This is a genomic window from Streptomyces sp. NBC_01017 (assembly GCF_045162795.1).
GTDB lineage: Bacteria > Actinomycetota > Actinomycetes > Streptomycetales > Streptomycetaceae > Streptomyces > Streptomyces machairae.
In genome coordinates, this window is the sequence record NZ_CP108683.1 from 4,240,491 (window position 1) to 4,261,428 (window position 20,938).

At 70.2% G+C, this 20,938-nt stretch carries 20 protein-coding genes and 1 pseudogene; 10 read left to right on the forward strand and 11 right to left on the reverse strand.

The features are described from left to right. Positions 1-8: 8 nt before the first annotated feature. The 6 genes from OG331_RS19080 to ychF form a co-directional block, all read right to left on the reverse strand. Positions 9-1,373, reverse strand: a complete 1,365-nt coding sequence (locus OG331_RS19080) for a hypothetical protein (protein ID WP_406197745.1) — start codon at positions 1,371-1,373, stop codon at positions 9-11. Continuing rightward, positions 1,366-3,009 (reverse strand): NAD(P)/FAD-dependent oxidoreductase, encoded by a 1,644-nt coding sequence (locus OG331_RS19085; protein ID WP_406197748.1) that lies wholly within the window; start codon positions 3,007-3,009, stop codon positions 1,366-1,368. The genes OG331_RS19080 and OG331_RS19085 overlap by 8 nt, the downstream gene beginning before the upstream one ends. A gap of 116 nt (positions 3,010-3,125) precedes the next feature. Then, a complete protein-coding gene (locus OG331_RS19090; RefSeq protein ID WP_363047663.1) occupies positions 3,126-3,356 on the reverse strand; it encodes a zf-HC2 domain-containing protein in 231 nt (76 codons plus the stop codon). After that, positions 3,343-4,023, reverse strand: coding sequence for an RNA polymerase sigma factor (locus OG331_RS19095; RefSeq protein WP_406197750.1), 681 nt, complete (start codon positions 4,021-4,023; stop codon positions 3,343-3,345). The genes OG331_RS19090 and OG331_RS19095 overlap by 14 nt, the downstream gene beginning before the upstream one ends. 136 nt (positions 4,024-4,159) lie before the next feature. After that, positions 4,160-4,420, reverse strand: a complete 261-nt coding sequence (locus OG331_RS19100) for an anti-sigma factor family protein (protein WP_406197753.1) — start codon at positions 4,418-4,420, stop codon at positions 4,160-4,162. 284 nt (positions 4,421-4,704) lie between these two features. After that, positions 4,705-5,793 (reverse strand): redox-regulated ATPase YchF, encoded by a 1,089-nt coding sequence (ychF, locus tag OG331_RS19105; RefSeq protein WP_328423923.1) that lies wholly within the window; start codon positions 5,791-5,793, stop codon positions 4,705-4,707. Between the two features lie 823 nt (positions 5,794-6,616). Between ychF and OG331_RS19110 the strand changes: the two genes are divergently transcribed. Together OG331_RS19110 and OG331_RS19115 are read left to right on the forward strand one after the other, a co-directional pair. Then, entirely contained in the window at positions 6,617-6,973 is a 357-nt protein-coding gene (locus tag OG331_RS19110; RefSeq protein WP_406197756.1) for a hypothetical protein, read from the forward strand. 437 nt (positions 6,974-7,410) lie between these two features. Then, positions 7,411-7,749, forward strand: coding sequence for a DUF6542 domain-containing protein (locus OG331_RS19115; protein ID WP_406197758.1), 339 nt, complete (start codon positions 7,411-7,413; stop codon positions 7,747-7,749). A gap of 15 nt (positions 7,750-7,764) precedes the next feature. On the opposite strand, the gene ppgK is transcribed toward OG331_RS19115, so the two are convergent. After that, the gene (ppgK, locus tag OG331_RS19120) at positions 7,765-8,514 is read right to left on the reverse strand and encodes a polyphosphate--glucose phosphotransferase (RefSeq protein WP_406197760.1); all 750 of its coding nucleotides are present in this window, start codon (positions 8,512-8,514) and stop codon (positions 7,765-7,767) included. A gap of 29 nt (positions 8,515-8,543) precedes the next feature. Beyond that, positions 8,544-9,569 carry a 4-hydroxy-3-methylbut-2-enyl diphosphate reductase gene (locus OG331_RS19125; protein ID WP_406197763.1) on the reverse strand — a complete coding sequence of 342 codons (1,026 nt, stop codon included), beginning with the start codon at positions 9,567-9,569 and terminating at the stop codon, positions 8,544-8,546. A gap of 117 nt (positions 9,570-9,686) precedes the next feature. Between OG331_RS19125 and OG331_RS19130 the strand changes: the two are divergent. The 4 genes and pseudogenes from OG331_RS19130 (at position 9,687) to OG331_RS19145 (ending at position 13,391) form a co-directional block, all read left to right on the forward strand. Further along, positions 9,687-11,073: pseudogene (locus OG331_RS19130) on the forward strand (APC family permease). A 67-nt stretch (positions 11,074-11,140) separates the two neighbouring features. Beyond that, entirely contained in the window at positions 11,141-12,385 is a 1,245-nt protein-coding gene (gene xseA, locus OG331_RS19135; RefSeq protein WP_406197765.1) for an exodeoxyribonuclease VII large subunit, read from the forward strand. A gap of 9 nt (positions 12,386-12,394) precedes the next feature. Beyond that, on the forward strand, positions 12,395-12,652 hold the full coding sequence (locus OG331_RS19140; protein WP_406197768.1) for an exodeoxyribonuclease VII small subunit: 258 nt from the start codon (positions 12,395-12,397) through the stop codon (positions 12,650-12,652). A 148-nt stretch (positions 12,653-12,800) separates the two neighbouring features. Continuing rightward, positions 12,801-13,391: a malonic semialdehyde reductase gene (locus OG331_RS19145; protein WP_328879561.1), complete on the forward strand. Its 591-nt coding sequence runs from the start codon at positions 12,801-12,803 to the stop codon at positions 13,389-13,391. Positions 13,392-13,475: 84 nt separating this feature from the next. Here OG331_RS19145 and OG331_RS19150 read toward each other — a convergent pair whose 3' ends face one another. Further along, positions 13,476-13,997, reverse strand: a complete 522-nt coding sequence (locus OG331_RS19150) for a DUF4245 domain-containing protein (RefSeq protein ID WP_406197771.1) — start codon at positions 13,995-13,997, stop codon at positions 13,476-13,478. A gap of 126 nt (positions 13,998-14,123) precedes the next feature. On the opposite strand from OG331_RS19150, the gene glpX reads away from it, so the two are divergent. Next, positions 14,124-15,161, forward strand: coding sequence for a class II fructose-bisphosphatase (gene glpX / locus OG331_RS19155; protein ID WP_406197773.1), 1,038 nt, complete (start codon positions 14,124-14,126; stop codon positions 15,159-15,161). Positions 15,162-15,341: 180 nt separating this feature from the next. Here the strand turns inward: glpX and OG331_RS19160 are convergent, their stop codons facing one another. Both OG331_RS19160 and OG331_RS19165 read right to left on the reverse strand, forming a co-directional pair. Beyond that, positions 15,342-15,719 carry a WhiB family transcriptional regulator gene (locus OG331_RS19160; protein ID WP_328879564.1) on the reverse strand — a complete coding sequence of 126 codons (378 nt, stop codon included), beginning with the start codon at positions 15,717-15,719 and terminating at the stop codon, positions 15,342-15,344. 175 nt (positions 15,720-15,894) lie between these two features. Continuing rightward, entirely contained in the window at positions 15,895-16,578 is a 684-nt protein-coding gene (locus tag OG331_RS19165; RefSeq protein ID WP_406197775.1) for a DUF1707 domain-containing protein, read from the reverse strand. Positions 16,579-16,765: 187 nt separating this feature from the next. Between OG331_RS19165 and OG331_RS19170 the strand changes: the two genes are divergently transcribed. The 3 genes from OG331_RS19170 (at position 16,766) to OG331_RS19180 (ending at position 20,874) form a co-directional block, all read left to right on the forward strand. Then, a complete protein-coding gene (locus OG331_RS19170; RefSeq protein WP_406197778.1) occupies positions 16,766-18,433 on the forward strand; it encodes a fumarate hydratase in 1,668 nt (555 codons plus the stop codon). A 284-nt stretch (positions 18,434-18,717) separates the two neighbouring features. Then, positions 18,718-20,103 (forward strand): class II fumarate hydratase, encoded by a 1,386-nt coding sequence (locus OG331_RS19175; protein WP_406197781.1) that lies wholly within the window; start codon positions 18,718-18,720, stop codon positions 20,101-20,103. Between the two features lie 72 nt (positions 20,104-20,175). Then, complete coding sequence (locus OG331_RS19180; RefSeq protein ID WP_406197784.1) at positions 20,176-20,874, forward strand: DUF402 domain-containing protein; 699 nt, start codon at positions 20,176-20,178, stop codon at positions 20,872-20,874. The last annotated feature ends 64 nt before the right edge of the window (positions 20,875-20,938 follow it).

The window sequence follows — 20,938 nt, forward strand, 5'->3', positions numbered from 1 at the left end:
GGCCCCTCCTACGACACCAGGATGGGGATGAGCAACGCCACGCAGGTGATCAGGCTCCACAGCGCGGGGGCCGCGCTCAGCGTCTGCTCGTGCCGCGCGGCCGCCCGGGCCGCGGCCGCCTCACTACGGGTCAGATGCCAGGGGGCGACCCGCTCCTCGAGCCGCTGGTACACCAGGCCGAGTACGGCGCCGTAGGCGAGGTGGCCGACGAGGGAGGGAAACGCCACAGCCAGCGCGGCGGCGCTCCACTGCGGGTCGGCCCCGAGCAGCACGGGAAGCAGCGTCAGATTGCCGAGAACCCACCAGAGGAAGCCGTACGACACACCCCAGCCGACCCCCGAGGCCGCGTCGAAGCTGCGCCGACGGAAGAAGACCGCGTACGTGACGCCGACGACCTGGGAGATCAGCAGGTGGAGGACAAGGCCCACGACCTCCGACTCGGAGCCGACCAGGGCGGCGACGGTCGGCAGGAATCCCACGGCGACCATGACGCCGGTGAAGAGCACGCCGCCGGCCAGTCCGGCGATGACGCCGTGCCAGATCGAGATCACCCGCCCGCCGGTGAGACGTCCCTCCTGGGCGTGCCGTACGTCGTCGGAGAACACCACCCGGGACAGGCTGCCCAGCCAGCCGCTGAGCAGAGCCGTACCGGCACCGAGCAACACGTGTCCGGGCAGTGACGCCACGCCGGTGCGCACCGCGGCCGGCGTCCACTCGAGGCCCCGCCCGTCCAGCAGCGGCGAGACCGTGACGGCCGCGAGCCCCCACCAGACGAAGCCGAAGGCGGCACCCCGGATCAGGGCGGGGCCGGAGCCCTCACGGGCGTCGCCGAAGACCACCGCATACGACGCACCGGCCAACAGCCCGACGATCAGCCCCTTCCAGCCGAGCCCGAGCACCGGGGCGACGAGCAGCCCCGAGGCCGACGCGCGCACCAGAAGTCCGGGCCTGAACTGCCGCTCCCTGCGCACCAGCAGGGCGAGGACGGCGGCCGTGGCCGCCCCGTAGGCCAGGTGGCCGAGCAGGCTGGGGATGAGGGCCTGTGCCGACGCCACGTCCCAGGCCACCGACCTGCCCAGCAGGAACGGCAGCAGGGTCAGCGGCCCGAGGAACCACCACAGCACGCCGTACGCGAGTCCCCAGAACAGCAGCTCGCGCTGGCGTGCGACGAGGGCGCCGAAGACGACCCCGATGACCGCCGCGATCAGCAGGTGGACGGCGAAGCCCACGCCGGGTGAGTCGGTTCTGACGATCGCCGCGACGGTGGGCAGGTACCCGATCTCCGCCATCACCCCGCCGAAGACCAGCCCTCCCGCGAGGCCGGCGAGGGCTCCGAGTCCGGCGCTGCGGACGGCGCTTCCGGAGTCAGACATGACGGTCCTCCTTGGTGGATTCGGTCGAGAGGGCGATGTCCCTGGGGAAGACCAGGTCGAGGGTCCAGTCGGCGAGCACCCGCAGCCGTTTCTCCACGCTGGGCAGCTTGCTCAGGTAGACCGAGCGCCACAGCACCCAGGCGAGGAAACCGGAGACCCGCCGCCCGCCGATCTCGCCGGCCGCCGTGCGGTGCCCCAGCGAGACCAGGACGCCGAGGCCGCCGAAGCGGAACGGGACGGGTCGGCGTCCGCGGAGCACCGCGGCGATGTTCTTCGCCACCGCCTTGCCCTCGCGGATCGCGTGCTGCGCGGTCGGCGGGTGGAAGCCGCCCGCGAGGTCGGGGATTCTCGCGCAGTCGCCCAGGGCCCAGAGGCCGGGTATGCCGGGGACCTGCATGGTGGGTTGCACGGCGAGCGGCGGCGGCATGACCTGCTGCACCAGCGGGTTGGGCCGGTTGCCCGCGGTCCAGGCCAGGGTGCGGGTGGGGATGGTCTCGCCGGAGTCGAGCGTGATGTCCTCGGCGGTGGCCTTGCTCACGCGCGCGCCGAGACGGAACTCGATGCCGCGTCCGCCGAGTTTGCGCTGCGCGTACAGGCCGAGCTGCGGCGACAGCTCCGGCAGCAGCCGCTCCCCCGCGTGCACGATCACGAACCTGGGCCGCAGCCCGTGCAGCCGCGGATAGAAGTGGAGTACGTCATGGACGAGGTCGAACAGTTCGGCCACGAGCTCCGTCCCGGCGAAGCCGCCGCCCGCCACCACGAACGTCAGCAGCCTGGCCTGCTCGGCCGGATCCGGCTCCAGGTCGGCCCGCTCCAGCCCGCCCAGCACCTGGTTGCGCAGCCTCGTGGCGTCCTCGACGGACTTCATCGCGAAGGCGTGCTCGCCCACTCCCGGCAGGTCGAAGAAGTGCGGCACCGCGCCGACGGCCAGGACCAGTTGGTCGTACGGCACGCGGAGCATCCCCTCCTTGCCTGCGGAGACGTACGCGTTGCGGTTCTGCGTGTCGATCGAGGCCACCCGTCCGTGCAGGAAGGAGGCATGGCCGAGCCCGGCGCGCACCGGGGCGCTCACATGCCTGGCCTCGACCGTGCTGGAGGCGACGCCGACGAGGAGCGGGGTGAACAGCAGGAAGTTCGAGTCGCTGATCAGCGTCACGTGGGCGTCGAGCCCGCGGCCGAGGCGCCGGTCCAGTTCCCGCGCGGCACCGACGCCGCCGAAGCCGCCACCGACGATCACCACATGGGGTTTGGCCCGCTGGGGCGCCGGCCGGGGCGGGAACCAGGCCCACAGGGCGTGGAACGAGAGCCCGGCGATCGCGCCGAACAGTGCGGCGCCGACGAGTTCGGGGAAGTGCGAGACGGCCACCGCGATCGTCCACGACGGCTTCTGTCCGTCCAGCGCGGGGGCGAGGGTGAGCGTCCACGTCACCCAGTCGAGCAGGCCGATGAGCAGACCTACGGAGAAGGCCGAGCCGTTGCTCTGTCGCCGGCCGCCGAGGAGGAGGCCGAGCACGGCTCCCAGCACCACTGTGTGGGCGGCCCACGGCAGCCATGGAGGCTTGGTCACGACGGCCACGAGCGCGCCGCCGGGTAGTGCGGCGATGACGCCGAAGAAGAGTCGTCCGAGCAGAGTCATGCCGTTCAGTGCGGGCGGGCCGCACGAGCGTTACAACTCCCTTGGATACAAAGGCATCGAGCGAAGGCGTCGCCGACGAACTGCCGGTTATCCGAGGGTCACTGCCGTCACTGCCGTCACTGCCCCTGCCAGTTCCGGAAGGCGGAGAGCAGCTGCTGCCTGGCGTCCGACGAGATGTTGTCCGGGGTCAGTTCGCCCGTCGTGGCGATCGCCTGACGGAACTGGTCGAGGTAGGTCTCGCACCCGGTGCATTCCGCCAGGTGCTCGATGAAGCGCCGCTCGTCGTCCTCGCACAGGACGCCCTCGAGGAAGTCGGTCACCAGCTCAACGAAGTCAACGCAGTCCACGGTCGTTCCCTCCCGCCACGACGTCATGGGCACCGGACAAGTAGTCCTCCAGCTTACGGCGCAGGAACGCCCTCGCCCGATGGAGGAGGACACGTTGGTTTCCGGGCGAGATGTCCAGGAGGGAACAGACCTCCTCCGAGCCGTACCCCTCCACATCGCGCAGGGTGATCACCGTGCGCAGGCGGGGCGGGAGTTCGTCGAGCGCCTCCGCGATGACCTCGCGGACCTCGCCGCGCAGCACATGGTCCTCGGGAATGTGCAGATGCCGGGGCTGCTGCCCGACGGCCCAGTGGCCGGGGTACTGCTCGTCGGGGCCGCGGAACCGTGCGGCGTCCACCGTCGGCCCCTCCTCCTCGGGCAGCAGGCTGGTGAAGGGGACGGTCCTGCTGTCCTTCGTACCGCGCGCCTTGGCCGTGTTGACGAGGATCCGGTACACCCATGTCTTCAGGGACGAGCGGCCCTCGAAGTCGCCGATCCCCCTGATGACTCCGAGCCAGGTGTCCTGGACGGCCTCCTCCGCGGATGCCTTGGTCGACACGAAGGACATGGCCAGCCGGAGCATGCCGCCGGACCAGGTGTCCAACACCAGGGCGAACGTCTCCTCGTCACCGTCGCGCAGCCGCTGGACCAGGACCTCGTCCGGCGGCAGTTCGCGTGCGCCCGCCATTCGTCACTCCCCCTTGCCGGCCGTCAACTGGGAGGTCAGCTTAGGGCAGCCCAGTGATCGAGATCTCATGGCGGTGACTTCGTTCATGTCCCGGTAAGGACTGTCACAGCCGTGCGCACGAGGCCGCGGTCAGCCGTCAACCTCGCCGCATCGCGCGAAACGCGCCCCGCAGCCGGTCACTCGCTTCGCCGGGCAGGCTCGGGGCGGGCAGACTCTCGGCGGGCAGACTCTCGGCGGGCAGCTCACCAAGGATTGCAATGGTCTGCTTGAACTGGTCGAGACAGATCTCGCAGTCGTCGCACCTCGTCAGGTGCGTGAGAAAGCGCAGCTCGGTCGGCTCGTCCATGGCGCCGTCGAGGAAGACGGTCACCAGCTCGACGAACTCGTCGCAGTTCATGCCACCTGCCTGATTCGCTCAGCGGACGGTCCATGGAGTACCGAAAGGACCACATAACCAGATACCGCTTTCCCGACACCAGAGGGACACATGCGCCTCGACACGTCGTGGTCCATGACTGACCGCAGTTCCTTGACAAGACGCGCGCCGCCTTCCGGGGGCGAGCAGTGCCCGACCCCGGAAGGCGGGTCCGCCGGACTACGCCGACGAACCCGCCTTCCGCACCGCCTCGCCGGCATTCCCGTGCTGCTTCAGCAGGATCTCCGGGTCAGCGGCATGGGGGGTCACACGTTGAAGCGGAACTCCACGACATCCCCGTCCTGCATCACATAGTCCTTGCCCTCCATACGCGCCTTGCCCTTCGCGCGGGCCTCGGCGACCGAGCCGGTTTCCACCAGGTCGGCGAAGGAGATGACCTCGGCCTTGATGAAGCCCTTCTGGAAGTCGGTGTGGATGACACCGGCGGCCTCGGGGGCGGTGGCGCCCCTCTTGATGGTCCAGGCGCGGGATTCCTTGGGGCCGGCCGTCAGGTAGGTCTGCAGACCGAGCGTGTTGAAGCCGACGTGGGCGAGGGTGGCGAGGCCGGGCTCCTCCTGGCCGACGGACTGGAGCAGTTCGAGCGCCTCGTCCTCGTCGAGCTCGGCGAGGTCCGCCTCCAGCTTGGCGTTGAGGAAGATCGCCTCGGCGGGGGCGACGAGGGCGCGCTGCTCGTTCTTGAAGTCCTCGTCGGTCAGTTCGTCCTCGTCGACGTTGAAGACGTACAGGAAGGGCTTCGTGGTCAGCAGGTGCAGGTCGTGCAGAAGCTCGTTGCGCTCGGTGCCCTGGACGATGCCGTGCGCGAAGAGCGTGTCGCCCTTCTCCAGGATCTCCTGGGCCTCCTCGACGGCCTTCACCTTCGGCGCGATGTCCTTCTTGATCCGCGACTCCTTCTGGAGCCGGGGCAGGACCTTCTCGATGGTCTGGAGGTCGGCGAGGATCAGCTCGGTGTTGATCGTCTCGATGTCGTCCTTGGGCGAGACCTTGCCGTCGACGTGTACGACGTTCTCGTCCTTGAAGGCGCGGATGACCTGGCAGATCGCGTCGGACTCACGGATGTTCGCGAGGAACTTGTTGCCCAGGCCCTCACCCTCGGAGGCGCCGCGCACGATGCCCGCGATGTCGACGAAGTCGACGGTGGCCGGCAGGACGCGCTGGGAGGAGAAGATCTCGGCCAGCTTGGTGAGGCGCGGGTCCGGGACGCCGACCACGCCGACGTTCGGCTCGATCGTGGCGAACGGGTAGTTGGCCGCCAGCACGTCGTTCTTGGTCAGGGCGTTGAACAGGGTCGACTTGCCGACATTCGGCAGACCGACGATTCCGATCGTGAGCGACACGTTGCGACTTCCCGTACGTGAGAGGACTTCAGGGGCTTGGCTGGGGCCCGGTCCTTCTTCGATCTTCGATACAGATCGATCTTCGATGCAGATGCACGGGCCGATCCACCAGTCTACGGCGTACCGGCCCGGGCCCTTGCGCCCTGTCGAACACCTGGCCAAGGTCCGCCCCCGGGCGTGTCCGATCCCCGATTCGCCACATAAACCGACCTAGGTTGGACCAGTGGAGCAATACAGGGCGCGACCTGCCGGGCACGGACCGCCACGCGGCACGCCACCACCGTTGCCGCAGCGGGCGGCTCGGGGTGGAGGCGCGGCGGGACGGGGCGGGGGCCGCGTCACGAGGGGCCGGGCCGCGATAGAGCGGGGAGGGGCCGAGCTGAGGCGAGGCGGGGGCGGGTCGGCACGGGGGCAGGGTGAGTCGGCACGGGGTGAGGGCGATGTGGTGCGGGGCGAGGGCGGTGTGGTGCGGGGACGGGACGGGCCGACGCCGGGTGGGGGCGGAGCAGTGCGGGGCGTCGCCGGGCCGGCTCGGGGCGCACGCGAAATGGGTCGGCGCGCGGACAGTGCAGAGCGCGGCACGAACGGACCCGCCCAGGGCGCGAGCGCAATGGCTCCAGGCGCCGGCAGTGCAGAGCAGGGCGCGAACGGACCGACTCGGGGCGGCGACGCAGCAGCGCGGGGCGGCGGCGCACGGAAGACCGGCTCCTGCGGACGGACGCGGGGCACGAGCGGAGTGTGCGGGGCAGGGGCGCGCCGACGCGGGCCTCGGGCGGGCCCAATGCGACGCGCAGGCCGAGGAGCGAGGGAAGAGGTCCGGCTGGTGCCCGGCACGACCGGACCGGCTCGGGGCGCGGGCGGACCAGTGCGGGGCGTGAACAGCGCGGTGCGCGGCGCGGACGGACTGGCGCGAGGTGTGAGCGGAGCAGTGCGGGGAGAGGACAGCTTGGAGCGCGGCGCGAACGGCGCAGTGCGGGGCGCGGACGAAAAGGTGCGGGGCCGCAACGCGGTGAAGACGGGCGGGGGCGGACTGACGCGGGGCATGGAGAGCGAGGAGCGCCGCGCGAGCAGACCGGCTCGGGGCGCGGACGGAATGGTGCGGGGCGGCGGCGAAGTGAAGACAGCGCGAGTGGACTGGCGCGGGGTGAAGACCGAGTGGTGCGGGGTGAGGGTGGTATGAGGCGGGGCGAGGGCGGATTCTCGCGAGGTGTGAGCGGTGCGGCTCGGTCGGCCTGGCCCACACGGCCCGCCTGGCCTGCGCGGTCCGCAAGGTCTGCCCGGTCCGCAGAGTCCGCAGGGGCTGCCCGGTCCGCAGGGGCTGCCCGGTCCGCAGGGGCTGCCCGGTCCGCGAGGGCCGTAGAGACCCCAGGCCCCGCGGGGAACCCGGAGGCGGCCCCAGGGTCCGCCGCGGCGGCCCGGGCCGGCCGGCCCGCGCGGTCCGCGCAACCCGCCTCACCCCCGCGCGCCACCCGGCCCGTCTCCCAGCGCCGCCCGAGTTCGGACCCGGCGGCAGCGGCGGTACGGCACCCCGGGCCGCCCTCGGCGCCGCAGGCTCTGCGCCTGTTTCCCAACCCCCGGCTGACCGGGCTGGGCAGCGGTCTGTTCTGCGGTGCCGTGATGGTCGTGCTCGGCTACCTCGACTCGCTGCTGTTCGGGTCGTCGCTCGCGCTGTACGGCGTGCTGTTCGTGCCGGTGTGCGTGCTGACGGCCGTCTGGGTGCGCAGGGGTGACCTGATGACCGCGCCGGTGGTCCTGCCGATCGCGTTCGCCGTGGGGCTGCTTCCGGTGTCCGACCACGGTGGCGGGATCAGCGGGCACCTGATGGGCCTCTTCACCGGCCTCGCCACGCAGGCCGGGTGGCTGTACGGGGGGACGCTGATCGCCGGTCTCATCGTGCTCGTACGGAGAGTGCGCCTGGTGGCGCGCAGGGCGGCGGCCCGGCGCCACCAGACGTGAGCGTCGGCCGGTCGGCTAGCCGTCCTGCTCCGCCGCGTGCATCGCAGCGCCCACGATCCCCGCGTTGTTCTGCAACTGCGCCGGGACGATGTCCGCCTTGATGCCCTCGATGTGGGGCAGGAACTTGTGGGCCTTCCTGCTCACTCCGCCGCCGATGATGAACAGCTCCGGGGAGAACAGCATCTCGACATGGGCGAGGTACTTCTGGACGCGGTGGGCCCAGTGCTCCCAGGACAGGTCCTCGTCCTCCTTGGCCTTGCTGGAGGCGCGCTTCTCCGCGTCGTGGCCGTGGAGTTCGAGGTGGCCCAGCTCGGTGTTGGGGACCAGGGCGCCGTCGATGAACAGCGCGCTGCCGATGCCCGTGCCGAAGGTGAGGAGGATCACGGTGCCGCGGCGGTCGCGGCCCGCGCCGAAACGCATCTCGGCGACGCCGGCCGCGTCCGCGTCGTTGACCACCGTCACCGGGTGGCCGCCGAGGCGCTCGCTGAACAACGCGCGCGCGTCGGTGTCGATCCAGCTCTTGTCGACGTTCGCCGCCGTACGGATCGTGGAGCCGCCGGTGACCACGCCGGGGAAGGTGAGACCGACCGGCCCCGTCCAGCCGTAGTGCTCGACGACCTGCTTCACGCCGTCCGCCACCCCGTCCGGCGTGGCCGGGTGCGGAGTGAGCACCTTGAAGCGCTCCTCCGTCAGGTCGCCCCTGTCCAGGTCCACCGGGGCACCTTTGATCCCGGATCCGCCGATGTCCAAGCCGAAGATCTGCATGGCCCTACGTTACGACGAACGACTGACAGTCACTCCCCGGAGTCGCCGGAACCGCCGGACCCCGTGCGCTCGGCGATCAGTGCCGCAGCCTCCTCGCGCAGGTCACGACGGAGTTCCTTCGGCAGCGAGAAGGTGATCGATTCCTCGGCCGCCTTGACCAGCTCGACGTCGCCGTAGCCACGCTGGGCCAGCCACTCCAGGACCTCCTCGACCAGCACCTCGGGGACGGAGGCGCCGGAGGTGACGCCCACCGTGGTGACACCCTCCAGCCAGGCCTCGTCGATCTCGGCGGCGAAGTCCACGAGGTAGGCCTCGCGGGAGCCGGCCAGCTTGGCGACCTCGACCAGCCGCACGGAGTTGGAGGAGTTGCGCGAGCCGACCACGATGACCAGCTCGGCCTCGGCTCCCATCTGCTTCACCGCGAGCTGGCGGTTCTGCGTGGCGTAGCAGATGTCGTCGCTGGGCGGGGAGATGAGCTGCGGGAACTTCTCCTTCAGCGCGTCGACGGTCTCCATGGTCTCGTCGACGGAGAGGGTGGTCTGGGACAGCCACACGATCTTCGACGGATCACGGACCTCGACCTTGGCGACATCGTCCGGGCCGTCGACGAGCTGGATGTGGTCGGGGGCCTCACCGGACGTACCGATGACCTCTTCGTGGCCCTCGTGTCCGATCAGGAGGATGTCGTAGTCCTCGTTCGCGAAGCGGACGGCTTCCTTGTGGACCTTGGTGACCAGGGGGCAGGTGGCGTCGATGGTGGCGAGTTGGCCGCGCTTTGCCTCTTCGTGGACGACAGGGGCGACGCCGTGCGCGGAGAACATCACGATGTTCCCCGCCGGCACCTCCTCGGTCCGCTCGACGAAGATGGCGCCCTTCTTCTCCAGGGTCTGCACGACGTACTTGTTGTGGACGATCTCGTGCCGGACGTACACCGGAGCGCCGTACTGCTCCAGGGCTTTCTCGACGGCGATCACGGCGCGGTCCACACCCGCGCAGTAGCCACGGGGGGCGGCGAGCAGGACACGGCGGCCAGGCGAAGCAGTCATGCGTCCCATCGTAAGGGTGCGTTCGGCGGGTCGAAGATCGCATGGGTGACAGGTCGGTGGGCACACTGACCGTGGGCTGTGAGGGGTGGGAAACGGAGCGACGGACGAGGCACTGGCGGAGGCGTGATGTCCGGGACCGGCACAGCGGAACGTACGTCCGACGAAGGACACGAGCTACGCCGGAGCCTCGGCTTCCGTGACCTGGTCGTCTACGGGCTGCTGTTCATCGCGCCCATGGCGCCCGTCGGCGTGTTCGGCACGCTGGACGCGCGATCGCACGGGGCGGTCGCGCTGGTGTACCTCGTCGCGACGGTCGCCATGGCGTTCACCGCATTCAGCTACGCGCAGATGGTGCGGGTGGTCCCTCGGGCGGGGTCGGTGTTCGCGTACGCGCGCGTGGGGCTCGGTGAGCGGGCCGGATTCATCGCCGGCTGGATGGCGATGCTGGACTACCTCCTGATTCCCGCCGTCGCCTATCTCTTCTCCGGTATCGCGATGAACGCGCTGGTTCCGGAGGTCTCGCGATGGGTGTGGACCGCGCTGGCGGTGGTGATCACGACGCTGTTGAACCTGTGGGGCGTGCGGGTGGCGGCTCGGGTGGGTTTCCTGGTGCTCGCCATGGAGATCGTGGTCCTGCTGGTCTTCGTGGGGGCGGCGGTGGTCGTGCTCGCGCGGGACGGGGCGCAGCGGGGGTGGCTGTCGCCGCTGTCGGGGGACGGCACGCAGGGTTCGTTCGAGGTGGCGGCGGTGATCGGCGCGGTGTCGATCGCGGTGCTGTCGTATCTGGGCTTCGACGCGATCGTCTCCTTCGCGGAGGAGGTGACCGGCGGGTCGGAGAAGGTGGCTCGGGCGGTGCTCCTCTGTCTTGCGCTGGCCGGGGTGCTGTTCCTCGCCCAGACCTATCTGGTGGCGCTGCTGGAGCCGGTGTCGTCCGCCCGGCTGGCGGCCGAGCCGGAGCGGCAGGGGAGCGGCGTTCTACGACGCCGTGGACGCGTCGGTGGGGACGTGGCTGCACGATCTGGTGGCCGTGAGCAAGGCGATCGGCGCCGCGTTCGCTGCGCTGGCGGGGCAGGCTGCGGCGGGGCGGCTGCTGTTCGCGATGGGGCGGGCGCGGGGGCTGCCGCGGGTGCTGTCCAGGACGGACTCCGGCGTCCCGCGGGTCGCCCTGCTGTGCGCGGGCGTCGTCACGCTGGTCGCTGCCGTGTGGGCGGCTCGGCGGGATGACGGGCTGGATCACTTGGCGTCGGTGGTCAACGTCGGGGCGCTGACGGCGTTCACGTTGCTGCACGCGAGCGTGGTGGGGTGGTTTGTGGTGCGGCGTGGGGGTCGGGGTGAGAGCGGGGGGCCGGTGAGCTGGTGGCGGCATGGGGTGGTGCCGGTGGTGGGGGCGGCGATCACGGTTGCGGTGATCGTGGCGGCGGCGGGGGTTGCGCAGGTGGTGGGGGCGGTTTGGCTGGGGGTGGGGGTCGCTGTGCTGGTTCTTCGCCCCCGCCCCTACCCGTCCCGTCCTTGAGGGGCCCGAAGCGGGGGTCCGGGAGCGGCTGGACCGCGTTGTCAGCCCTCCCCGTTACGCTCGCCGCATGGCTGCGAACACAACCCCCGAGTCCCCTCTGCCCGTCGGCGAGGTGTCCCGGCTCATCGGGGGCTGGATCGACCGGCTCGGGGCGATCTGGGTCGAGGGCCAGATCACCCAGCTGTCGCGGCGCCCCGGCGCCGGGGTCGTGTTCCTGACGTTGCGGGACCCGTCGTACGACATCTCCGTGAGCGTGACGGCGTATCGGCAGGTGTTCGACAACGTCGCCGACGTGGTGAGCGAGGGCGCCCGCGTCGTCGTACTCGCCAAGCCGGAGTGGTACGCGCCCCGCGGCCAGCTCTCCCTGCGCGCCTCGGAGATAAGGCCCGTCGGCGTCGGCGAGCTGCTCGCCCGGCTGGAGATGCTGAAGAAATCCCTCGCCGCCGAGGGGCTCTTCGCGCCGGAGCGCAAGAAGCCGCTGCCCTTCCTCCCCCAGCTGATCGGCCTGGTCTGCGGCCGGGCCTCCGCGGCCGAGCGGGACGTCCTGGAGAACGCCCGCCACCGCTGGCCCGCGGTCCGCTTCGAGGTGCGCAATGTCCCCGTGCAGGGCGTGCATGCCGTGCCACAGGTCGTGCAGGCGGTCAAGGAGCTCGACGCGATCGAAGACGTGGATGTGATCGTCGTCGCCCGGGGCGGTGGCAGCGTCGAGGATCTGCTGCCCTTCTCCGACGAGCAGCTGGTGCGGGCGGTCGCCTCGTGCCGGACGCCGGTCGTGTCCGCCATCGGGCACGAACCCGACAACCCCCTCCTCGACTACGTAGCCGACCTGCGCGCCTCCACCCCCACCGACGCGGCCAAGAAGGTCGTACCGGACGTGGGTGAGGAGTACGAGCGGGTGCGGATGCTGCGCGACCGGGCCCGGCGTTGTGTCGAGGCGCTCGTGGAGCGCGAGGAACGCGGGCTCGCCCATGCCCTCGCGCGGCCCTCGATAGAGGATCCGCACCGGATGATCGACGAGCGCGCCGATCACGTCGCCTCGCTCCTCGACCGCAGCCGCCGCTGCCTCGGCCACCTCCTCGACCGCGCGGCCTCCGAGCTGACGCACACGCACGCGCGCGTGGTGGCCCTCTCCCCCGCGGCGACCCTGAAGCGCGGGTATGCGGTGCTGCAGAGGGCCGACGGGCATGTGGTCCGGGACCCGGCCGAAGTGACGGCGGACGAAGCGCTGCGGGCGCGGGTCGCCGAGGGCGAGTTCTCCGTACGAGTCGACGCAGGAAGCGACGCGCGAAGCGACGCACAAACCGATGCATAGGGTGGGCGAATGACCAGCAAGGTGGAAGAGGCACCCGGGTACGAGCAGGCCCGGGACGAGCTGATCGAGGTCGTACGGCGGCTGGAGGCGGGCGGTACGACGCTGGAGGAGTCCCTCGCGCTCTGGGAGCGGGGCGAGGAGCTGGCCAAGGTGTGCCGGCGCTGGCTGGACGGGGCGCGGGCGCGGCTGGACGCGGCTCTCGCCGAGGAGGCCGAGGCCGAGCAGGAGGGCGGCGCCGACGGCGCGGACGGCTCGGACGACCGGTAACGCATGAGCGGGGCTGTGAAGCGGATCACCACGCCCCGCTTTTTGTTGAAGCTTGAACTTATCTCGCGTACCGTCGAACCGACAAACGGTCCCCGGTCCGTTTACCGGCACGAAGCACGACGCACGCACTACCCGAGAAGGTTCACGCATGTCTCTCGTTCTTGACCCCGCCGCCCAGGACCTGCTGTTCCGCGAGGCCCGCACCGCGAACACCTTCACCGACGAGCCGGTGACCGAGGAGCAGGTCCAGGCCATCTACGACCTGGTCAAGTACGGCCCCACCGCCTTCAACCAGACCCCGCTGCGCATCACCCTGGTCCGCTCCGCCGAGGCCCGTGAGCGCCTGGTGCAGCACATGGCCGAGGGCAACCAGGCCAAGACCGCCGCCGCCCCGCTGGTCGCGATCCTGTCCGCGGACAACGAGTTCCACGAGGAGCTGCCGGCCTTGTTCCCGGCCTTCCCGCAGGCCAAGGACGTCTTCTTCAGCGAGCGTCCGGCGCGCGAGAACGCCGCCGGGCTGAACGCCGCCCTGCAGGCCGCGTACTTCATCGTCGGCGTCCGCGCCGCCGGGCTGGCCGCCGGCCCGATGACCGGCTTCGACTTCGAGGGCGTCCGCAAGGAGTTCCTGGACGACGACCACACCCCGCTGATGGTCGTGAACATCGGCCGGCCCGGCCCCGACGCCTGGTACCCGCGCTCCCCGCGTCTGGCGTACGACGAGGTCATCACGACGGTCTGAGTCCGGCCCGTCGCTGCTTGAACCAAGCGCACATGACGAAGGCCCCCGGCGCTGCCGCCGGGGGCCTTCCTCACATTCAGGTGCTCACTCCGCCTTCAGAGCCTTCGCCATCTGCGTCAGCTGCTCGAACGAGCCCGTGCCGGCCACCACGGTCGTCGCACCCTTGTCCTGGTGCACCAGTGCCTCGTAACGGCCGCCCGTGTACCGCGTCCACGTCCGGTCGCCGATCTCCTCGGTGTCCTTGGTCGGCTGCCCGCCCTGGGTGGCTTCCTCCAGGAACGTCGCCGGCCTCTCGGTCGACTGCTCGACCTGTACGTACGCCCCGGCCGAGGTGTGGAAGCCGAGATGCCAGGCGTCGAAGTCGTCGCCCTTGAAGCGGACGGACGTCGCCTTCCAGGTGTCGGGCAGGCCCTGGGGTGCGACCACCGGGTACGACGCCGCGCGACGGGCGGTGAGCAGCTCCACGCGGTAGTCGACCCGCGGGAGGTCGGGTTCGCCGTCGTCATGGGGGACGAAGAGATAGATGACTCCCGCCGCGAGCACGGTCACTCCGAGCGAGAGGACCATGTTGCGGACCGACTTCTGCTTGCCGTTCGAACCTGCCACGCCCCTATCGTCGCAGGTGCCCCGGCTGCTCATCCGTGGGGCCCCCTGCTCATTCTGCACGCCCGAGGATAGAGTCAGGGCGGTCACCCTCATCCGGCCGTCGTCGTATCAGAAAGGTGCGCCTCGATGACCGAGAATCATCATCAGCTGCCGTCCGAGCTCGAAGTACCCAGCGAAGCCCCCGATCGCAACCTCGCCCTGGAACTGGTCCGTGTGACCGAGGCAGCGGCGATGGCCGCTGGCCGTTGGGTCGGGCGGGGCGACAAGAACGGCGCCGACGGCGCCGCGGTGCGCGCCATGCGGACCCTCGTCCACACCGTGTCGATGAACGGCGTCGTCGTCATCGGCGAGGGTGAGAAGGACGAGGCGCCCATGCTCTTCAACGGGGAGCGGGTCGGCGACGGAACCGGGGCCGAGGTCGACATCGCCGTCGACCCGATCGACGGGACCACGCTGACCGCGAAGGGCATGCCCAACGCGATCTCCGTGCTCGCCGCGGCGGACCGGGGGTCCATGTTCGACCCGTCCGCCGTCTTCTACATGGACAAGCTGGTCACCGGCCCCGAGGCCGCCGACTTCGTCGACATCGATGCGCCCGTGTCCGTGAACATCCGCCGGGTCGCGAAGGCCAAGCGGTCCACGCCCGAGGACGTCACCGTCGTCATCCTCGACCGGCCCCGGCACGAGGGCATCATCAAGGAGATCCGGGATGCCGGTGCGCGCATCAAGCTGATCTCCGACGGCGATGTCGCGGGGTCGATCTACGCGCTGCGCGAGGGCACCGGCGTCGACATGCTGCTCGGCATCGGCGGTACGCCGGAGGGGATCATCTCGGCCTGTGCGGTGAAGTGTCTGGGCGGCACGATCCAGGGCAAGCTGTGGCCGAAGGACGACGAGGAGCGGCAGCGGGCGATCGACGCCGGGCACGACCTGGACCGGGTGCTGATGACCGATGACCTGGTCGCCGGGGACAACGTGTTCTTCGTCGCCACCGGGATCACCGACGGTGAGCTGCTGCGCGGTGTGCGGTACCGGTCGGAGAACGCGACGACCGACTCGATCGTGATGCGGTCCAAGTCGGGGACGGTGCGGCGGATTGATTCCGAGCACCGGCTGAGCAAGCTGCGGGCGTACAGCGCGATTGACTTCGACCGCGCGAAGTAGCAGCAGGGGGTAGCGCCGCCCGAGAACTCGGGGGCTGCGGGTTGTCGGCGACTGCGGGTCGGTGTCCGGCCGATCGCGCGGTTCCCCGCGCCCTTTCGGGCGTTCGCCGCGCCCCCTGACTGCAACTCACAGCCGAACAGGGCGCCCCCGGTGCGGAGGGGGCGCCCTGTTTCTTGTTTCTCAGCCTGCCTGCGCTATGCGGTCGGTCGTCCTCGCCGTCTTCTTCAGTTCCATTTCGCGGCGGCGGCGCCTTGCCAGGACCACTCGGCGTTCGGCTGCGGTGAGGCCGCCCCAGACGCCGTACGGCTCGGGCTGGAGCAGGGCGTGTTCGCGGCACTCGACCATGACGGGACAGCGGGCGCAGACCCGCTTGGCGGCCTCTTCACGGGAGAGGCGGGCCGCGGTGGGCTCCTTGGAGGGGGCGAAGAAGAGGCCTGCCTCGTCACGCCGGCACACGGCCTCCGTATGCCATGGGGCGTCTTGATCCCTGTCTCGCGCTGGCACCCGCTGGGCCGGAACGGCAGCTACCTGCAGGGACGAATGCGGCGGTTGCAGCACGGTCTACTCCTGACGACGGCTTCGCGAGCGAGAGACGATGCAGCAAGGTCTACCCGCTGTACGCGCGCCTATGCAGTCAGTTCCGAACCGCTGGATTTCGGGGGGTCCTGCGCGCCGCTGCGCGGCCCCCGGAAGGGCCCGGGAGCCAGGAAGGAGCCGATCCGCTTCACAACCGTCAACGATCCAGATGCTTGCGCAAACCCTTGTCGACCTTGCGCTGGACGCGGTCGAGTATGTCCGCGACGAGCTTGCCCCGCTTCGGCCTGCCCTCGATGTTGCCGAGCACGGCCCAGCCGTCGACATGGACCACCGGCGCATACGGGTCCTCCGCGTCGAGGTGGTCCACCTCGAAGTTGCCGAGGACACCGCCGCCGGTGCCGCGCAGCGAGACGTTCTCCGGGACACGGACCTCGACGTTGCCGAAGATCGAGACCGCCCGGATCATGACCTGCTGGTACTCGAAGAGCGCCTCGCTGAGGTCTATCTCCACGCTGCCGAAGACCGCGTACACGTGGATACGGCGGCCCGCGCGCCAGCGGCCCTTGCGGACGGCGCTGCTGAAGACCGCGACCACGTTGTCGTCGGGCTCGGCCGGGATCGCGCCCGGGGCGGGGCGCGCAGGGGCGGGCACATGGGATGCGCGGCGCTGGTGGGCGGCGGGCAGGTCCCTTATGAAGACGTCCAGTTCGCCGACCGTCTTCGCGGCCAGCACGCCCTCGACGCGCTCCGCGTGCTCGTCGGCGGTGAGGCGGCCCTCGGCCAGGGCGTCGCGCAGGATGTCGGCGATCCGGTCGCGGTCCGCGTCGGAGGCACGGAGCTCGGTCGCGGCAGCGGGTGCGGTCTGCTTCTGAAGGTCCACGGCAGCAGCGTACCCAAACACGATAGATCGCGATAGACCCCGTCCGGGTCGTTCACCGGACGCCGAGGGGGTCACCGGATATCGAACTGAGCCTTACCTCACAAGCTCGCTGTCGGAGGCAGGTTCTACGCTGGTGGACGCTGCCAATGGAGGCCAGCCGCTGTCTGTCGAGTGAGGAATGGGCGACATGCCTGAGTTCGCGTACACCGATCTGCTCCCCATGGGAGAGGACACCACCCCCTACCGGCTGGTGACCGCCGAGGGTGTCTCCACCTTCGAGGCCGACGGGCGGACGTTCCTCAAGGTGGAGCCCGAGGCGCTGCGCAAGCTGGCCGAGGAGGCCATCCACGACATCCAGCACTATCTGCGGCCCGCGCACCTCGCGCAGCTGCGGCGGATCATCGACGACCCCGAGGCGTCGAGCAACGACAAGTTCGTGGCGCTGGACCTCCTGAAGAACGCCAACATCGCGGCCGCCGGCGTGCTGCCCATGTGCCAGGACACCGGCACGGCGATCGTGATGGGCAAGCGCGGGCAGAACGTGCTCACCGAGGGCGGCGACGAGTCGGCCCTCAGCCGGGGCATCTACGACGCGTACCTGAACCTCAACCTGCGTTATTCGCAGATGGCTCCGCTCACCATGTGGGAGGAGAAGAACACCGGGTCGAACCTGCCCGCGCAGATCGAGCTGTACGCCACCGACGGCGGCGCGTACAAGTTCCTCTTCATGGCGAAGGGCGGCGGCTCCGCCAACAAGTCCTTCCTCTACCAGGAGACGAAGGCCGTCCTGAACGAGGCCTCCATGATGAAGTTCCTGGAGGAGAAGATCCGCTCGCTCGGTACGGCCGCCTGTCCGCCGTACCACCTGGCGATCGTGGTCGGCGGCACGTCCGCCGAGTACGCGCTGAAGACCGCCAAGTACGCCTCCGCGCACTACCTGGACGAGATTCCGGCCGAGGGCTCGCCGCTCGGGCACGGGTTCCGGGACAAGGAGCTGGAGGAGAAGGTCTTCGAGCTGACGCAGCAGATCGGGATCGGCGCGCAGTTCGGCGGCAAGTACTTCTGCCATGACGTGCGGGTGGTCCGGCTGCCGCGGCACGGTGCCTCGTGCCCCGTCGCCATCGCCGTGTCCTGCTCCGCCGACCGCCAGGCCGTCGCGAAGATCACCGCCGAGGGGGTCTTCCTGGAGCAGTTGGAGACCGACCCGGCGCGGTTCCTGCCGGAGACCACGGACGAGCACCTCGACGAGTCCTCGGACGTGGTGAAGATCGACCTGAACCAGCCGATGGACGAGATCCTCGCCGAGCTGACCAAGTACCCGGTCAAGACCCGGCTCTCGCTCACCGGTCCGCTGGTCGTGGCCCGCGACATCGCGCACGCCAAGATCAAGGAGCGGCTGGACGCGGGCGAGGAGATGCCGCAGTACCTCAAGGACCACCCGGTGTACTACGCCGGCCCGGCCAAGACGCCGGAGGGCTACGCGTCGGGTTCCTTCGGCCCCACGACCGCCGGGCGCATGGACTCCTACGTCGAGCAGTTCCAGGCGGCCGGCGGCTCCAGGGTGATGCTCGCGAAGGGCAACCGGAGCAAGCAGGTCACGGACGCGTGCGGCACGCACGGCGGCTTCTACCTCGGTTCCATCGGCGGCCCCGCCGCCCGCCTCGCCCAGGACTGCATCAAGAAGGTCGAGGTCGTCGAGTACGAGGAGCTCGGCATGGAGGCCGTCTGGAAGATCGAGGTCGAGGACTTCCCGGCGTTCATCGTCGTCGACGACAAGGGCAACGACTTCTTCCAGGACCCGGCGCCCGCGCCGACGTTCACGTCGATTCCGGTGCGGGGGCCGGGGCTGGCGTAGTCCCTGCGGCTGCGGCACACAAGGGTCTTCGCCCTCGCCGCCCCTACCCGTCCCGTCCCTGGGGGCTGCCGCCCCCAGACCCCCGCTGTCGGCCTGAACGGCCTCGTCCTCAAACGCCGGACGGGCTGAAAATTCAGCCCCTCCGGCGTTTGAGGAGCGGGGTCGAAGGGGCGGAGCCCCTTCAAGGACGGGATGAGCAGGGGCGGCGGGGGCGAAACCCCTCGGTGGAACCCGGATGGGCCAAGCACAGGAACAACCCCGCCGCCCAGCACGCTTACTCAGGCATGAGCGACTACCGCATCGAGCACGACTCCATGGGCGAGGTCCGGGTGCCCGCCGGCGCCAAGTGGCGTGCCCAGACCCAGCGTGCCGTCGAGAACTTTCCCGTCTCCGGGCAGCGCATCGAGCGGGCCCATATCGAGGCCCTGGCCAGGATCAAGGGCGCCGCCGCGAAGGTGAACGCCGAGTTGGGAGTGCTCGACAAGGACATCGCCGAGGCCATCCAGGACGCGGCCGCGGAAGTCGCCGACGGGCGGTGGGACGAGCACTTCCCGGTCGACGTGTTCCAGACCGGGTCCGGGACCTCGTCCAACATGAACACCAACGAGGTCGTCGCCACCCTCGCCACCGAGCGGCTCGGGCGGGACGTGCACCCCAACGACCACGTCAACGCCTCGCAGTCCTCCAACGACGTCTTCCCCTCCTCCATCCACATCGCCGCCACCGCCGCCGTCACCCGCGACCTGATCCCGGCGCTGGAACACCTCGCCGGGTCGCTGGAGCGCAAGGCCGAGGAGTTCGCCGATGTCGTGAAGTCGGGGCGGACCCACCTCATGGACGCCACGCCCGTCACGCTGGGGCAGGAGTTCGGCGGTTACGCCGCCCAGGTGCGGTACGGCGTCGAGCGGCTTGAGGCCTCCCTCCCCCGGCTCGCCGAACTCCCCCTCGGCGGCACGGCCGTGGGCACCGGCATCAACACGCCCCCCGGGTTCTCCGCCGCCGTCATCGAGGAGGTGGCCCGCGCCACCGGGCTGCCGCTCACCGAGGCGCGCGACCACTTCGAGGCGCAGGGGGCCCGGGACGGGATCGTCGAGACCAGCGGGCAGCTGCGGACCATCGCCGTCGGGCTGACCAAGATCGCCAATGATCTGCGCTGGATGTCGTCCGGGCCGCGTACCGGCCTCGCGGAGATCAGCCTCCCCGACCTCCAGCCGGGCTCCTCGATCATGCCCGGCAAGGTCAACCCGGTCATTCCGGAGGCCGTCCTGATGGTCGCCGCGCAGGTCGTCGGCAACGACGCCACGGTGGCCACCGCCGGCGCCGCGGGCAATTTCGAGCTGAACGTGATGCTTCCGGTCATCGCGAAGAACGTCCTGGAATCCATCCGCCTGCTCGCCAACGCGTCCCGGCTGCTGGCCGACCGCACCGTCGACGGCGTCGTCGCCCACCGCGAACGGGCCCTGGAGTACGCCGAGTCGTCGCCCTCCGTCGTCACGCCGCTGAACAAGTACATCGGGTACGAGGAGGCCGCCAAGGTCGCCAAGAAGGCCCTCGCGGAGCGGAAGACGATCCGCCAAGTCGTCCTGGAGGGCGGGTACGTGGAGCGCGGCGACCTCACCGTCGAGCAGTTGGACGAGGCCCTCGATGTCCTGCGGATGACACGGCCGTAACCGTCTGGCACGACGGCGTGAACCGTGACGGACGCCGCAGCGTCGTATGCCTACGGCACCTAATATCTGTCCATGGAAGACGGTGGAGCGGTGACGACGACGGACGTGGAAGCAGGTGGGTCGACCCGCTTCTGGGCGCCCGGGACACAGATCCTGTGGCGGTACCGGGAGAACGCGGGCCGGCGCTTCCACATCGCGCGTCCCGTCACCGTCGTACGGGACGACGACGAGATCCTCGCCGTATGGCTGGCTCCGGGCACCCAGTGTGTGAAGCCCGTGCTCGCCGACGGGACGTCCGTGCACCTGGAACCCCTGGAGACGCGGTACACCAAGCCGCGCGCCGTCCAGCGCGACCGGTGGTTCGGGACCGGGGTGCTGAAGCTCGCGCGGCCCGGTGAGCCGTGGTCGGTGTGGCTGTTCTGGGAGCCCGGATGGCTGTTCAAGAACTGGTACGTGAATCTTGAGGAGCCGCTCGCCCGTTGGGCGGGCGGGGTGGACTCCGAGGACCACTTCCTCGACATCTCCGTGCACCCGGACCGCAGTTGGCACTGGCGGGACGAGGACGAGTTCGCGCAGGCCCAGCGGGACGGACTGGTGGACGACCGGCTCGCCGCGCGGGTGCGGGAAGCGGGGCACGGCGCGGTCGAGGTGATCCGCGCCTGGGGGCCGCCGTTCTCGGACGACTGGCAGCACTGGCGCCCGGATCCCGCCTGGGCTGTACCTTCTTTGCCTGAGGACTGGGATCGCACGCCCGCGCACATGTCCTCATGAGACCCTTGATGCGCCCCCGGGCAACAAACGTAGGATCGTCCTCCGCAAGGGCGCACTTGGGCGG